This window comes from Bacteroides sp. (assembly GCF_019417265.1).
Lineage (GTDB): Bacteria > Bacteroidota > Bacteroidia > Bacteroidales > Bacteroidaceae > Phocaeicola.
Genome location: NZ_DXVR01000162.1, coordinates 1 through 3,193, shown reverse-complemented (window position 1 = coordinate 3,193; position 3,193 = coordinate 1). Strand labels below are relative to the sequence as shown.

3 protein-coding genes and 1 pseudogene are annotated in these 3,193 nt (G+C 38.8%); 2 read left to right on the top strand and 2 right to left on the bottom strand.

The genetic code is table 11. The features are described 5' to 3' along the window. Both QZ379_RS12465 and QZ379_RS12460 read right to left on the bottom strand, forming a co-directional pair. A partial coding sequence (locus QZ379_RS12465) for a 6-bladed beta-propeller (protein WP_291565398.1) occupies window positions 1-183 on the bottom strand: 183 nt, incomplete at its 3' end. 63 nt (window positions 184-246) lie between these two features. Further along, window positions 247-1,410, bottom strand: a complete 1,164-nt coding sequence (locus QZ379_RS12460; RefSeq protein ID WP_291565395.1) for a 6-bladed beta-propeller — start codon at window positions 1,408-1,410, stop codon at window positions 247-249. A 164-nt stretch (window positions 1,411-1,574) separates the two neighbouring features. Between QZ379_RS12460 and QZ379_RS12455 the strand changes: the two genes are divergently transcribed. Both QZ379_RS12455 and QZ379_RS12450 read left to right on the top strand, forming a co-directional pair. Continuing rightward, window positions 1,575-1,934 carry a hypothetical protein gene (locus QZ379_RS12455; RefSeq protein ID WP_250817855.1) on the top strand — a complete coding sequence of 120 codons (360 nt, stop codon included), beginning with the start codon at window positions 1,575-1,577 and terminating at the stop codon, window positions 1,932-1,934. A gap of 29 nt (window positions 1,935-1,963) precedes the next feature. Then, window positions 1,964-2,884: pseudogene (locus tag QZ379_RS12450) on the top strand (IS3 family transposase); the annotation flags it as partial. Window positions 2,885-3,193 lie beyond the last annotated feature (309 nt).

Here is a 3,193-nt window from a genome sequence, read left to right as displayed (position 1 = left end):
GATATAAGAAAGTAAACAATCATCTGTCGTTTCCAGAGGAACATACCTTACTTTACGGAACAATTTACTCATTTGCGCAGTCTGTTTAGGAGTGTGGACCGGTAAATCAATCTTTGGTATTTTTTCATTACTAAATGAACAAAGTACCACAACTGTCAACAAAAAGAGTTTCACGTATTTCATAATTAATCAAGATTTAAGCACCTGGTAATCAAAGAAAAAATCTGCCATGCAGTTATAAAGACTCTATTGTTTCTTATGTTTTATCAACATAATCACAGGATTTGCTTCTTCATCCAATGTTGCTGCAATTTCTTTCAACTGTCCTTTCAGTTCTCCTTTCTCATTAGCTTCTACAAGCTGGTAGGCTTCTATTCTACGCCATGATTCGATTTCCTGATTTACATGCCTTAAATCATTCATATAAAACTCCTTGGAAGTTGAATAGTCACCATTATAAACAGTATATTCATAAAAACTCTTATCCTGCCTGTCATACATAAAAAATGTTCGCGGGAATCCACTATCGTTACCAAAGTCCCACACATTCTTCACTGTTTCCATGAAATAATAACGATCGGAAAGCATTCTTAAAATCAAAAAGACCTCAGGATTCATAGATCGAATAGGCGGATTTCTTACGAGAAGCGGATGCAGGTTGTAATCCGGCGAAAGAGAATATACCGTATCGGTAGAAAGTTCTAAAAGAACAAAGTTGCCTTCGTGAGGAATTATATTGGAATATGGACCGGGAGTGACAGAATAAGTCATTTCTCCATCTTGTTTCTTTTGCATTAATAACTTAGCCTCTTTAAACGGCATTGTTATTTTCCGGACAATACTCCCATCCTGTTTGGATATAAGAACAAAAGCTTTCTCCTTATTATATTCATCATAACAAATCAGATGATCTTTGTCATAATTGACTATATTCGTATAAAACCCATCCTTAGTCTGTTCTCTGTAATTCAGGCTTCTTTTAAAACTCCCGTCTAAATCATACACCTGAATTTTCCTTATATAATGGTCGTGAACATACATTTCATTTTTGTCCTCATCCAAGGCAATGCCTAAGATATATGAATATTCTTCACCACCTTGCCCTTTATGATTTATCTTTCGTAAAGCCTTCCCGCTCCTGTCGTAAACAAAAATATTCCCGTCAGCGCTTCGATTCTTTACTAATATGTATTTCTTACCTATAGCCTGAACATAACCCTGATTGACAAACTCATCATTCGTTTCCAACGCAATGTATTCCACATCCATAAAATCCTGAAGAATTAGTTCTTTTTTGGGATAACTAGCTGTTACATCCACGGTGATAAGATCTTCTGCCGATTGCTTACTGTCTCCACATCCTGTCATTAACAAGAAGAGAACTACTAAAAGACTGCCTATTCTTTTCATATTCATTGAGATTTTAAGTGAAACAAAATATAGAGACAATATTAGAAACGATAGTATAACTTTCAAAGTTTCGGGTACAATATATCAATAAAGTTCCATATCCGCAAGAGATGTGTCACATTTTGTCTTTTTGTAAATAAGGTTGACTCTTTAAAGAATCAACAATGAAAAAGAAGAATTATTATCAAGAGAGAGAGCATCATCTGATGTGTCATGAGATTTATCGCCTTCGTGTAGTAGAAGGCCTGGAAGTCGCCGCGATAGTAGAAAAACTGTGTATAAGTCGTTCTCGAGTTTACCGTGCATTAACTATCTTTGAGGTTGATAACCCCCAAAAAGCAGCAATGATGAAGAAACAAGGTAAAGAGGTAACAGAGGAAGATTACAAAAAGTTACTGGGTGAGATCGCCTCTCTCAAGAAGGATTTAACTCAGGAACGCCTTCGGGCTGACTTTTACGAAGAAATGGTGGCCTTTGGCAAAGAAGTTTATGGCATCGACCTAAAAAAAGCTGGCACCAAGTAGCATCCAGGCTTCACACCAGGGACAAGAGGCTTTACGGCATTGTCCCTATGTGTCGTCTGCTTGGTGTAAGTAAACAAGCCTACTATAAACATGTGGATAAATTAATGTTCAAATTAGCCAGGGAATCCTTTGTGATTGAATTTATTAAAGAAGTACGTCAGAAAGCTCCCGGCATTGGTGGCAATAAGCTTTGGTTGATGTACCGTCGCAGGTTCGGAGAAGAACACAGCGTTGGCTACAATCGTTTCTATGACATCATAGAACGATATGGCTTAAAAGTACGTAAGCGCAGGCGGCGTATTGCAACAACGGACTCCAACCACGACCTTCCGCTTTATCCGAATCTGGTTAAAGAGTTGATACCCAATCGCCCTTGCCAGTTGATAGTTAGTGACATAACCTATATACCTCTTTGGGTAAACCCTGTTACGGGTGAATATACATTCTGTTACCTTTCGCTGGTGACGGATTATTATACGAAAGAAATCGTAGGATATAGCGTAGGGGAGACATTAGAAACGATATATCCTCAGGAGGCCCTGGAAATGGCCATCAGACATTATGCCGGCAAAGACCTCTCGAAGTTAATCCATCACTCCGATCGTGGTGTACAATATGCCAGCTATGCTTATACGGGCCGTTTGAAAGATTGCCAAATACGCATAAGCATGACAGAGAGTGGAAATCCCAAGGATAATGCGGTAGCCGAGCGTGTGAACAATACCATAAAGAATGAACTGCTTAAAGGAATGGTATTCTATCGAATCCGGGAAGTAAAGGCAGCCGTTAAAGTTGCTGTGGAGTTTTACAATCACGAACGCCCTCACTGGAGCCTGGACGGAATGACACCTTCCGAGGCCGCCGAAGGTGAAGGAGAGCTGAAGAAAAGATGGATAAGTTACCGTGAGAGAGCTATTAAAAGGCTGAAAGAGATGGGGATGACAGGATAGATCTTCCATTAAGTAAGGACTGATTATAACCTAAGACTCTTTGGAGGCTTCGCGCCTCCAGCCGTATGGCAAACCTCCGCGGTGGTTTTTTCATTACCCGTTTGGGGTGAATAGAGATTTTGATTATTTTTGCGAAAAACTGGCAGGTAGAGTTAACCTGTTTCATAAATAAGCAAGAAATAAGTCAACCGTTATTATTATTAAGTTTAAACCGAGTCAACCTTTTATATATATAAGACTGAAAGTAGTCAACTAAAAACGTTAACATACATTTCCGGTAAACGGTACATACAGATAAAAAAGTGTTTC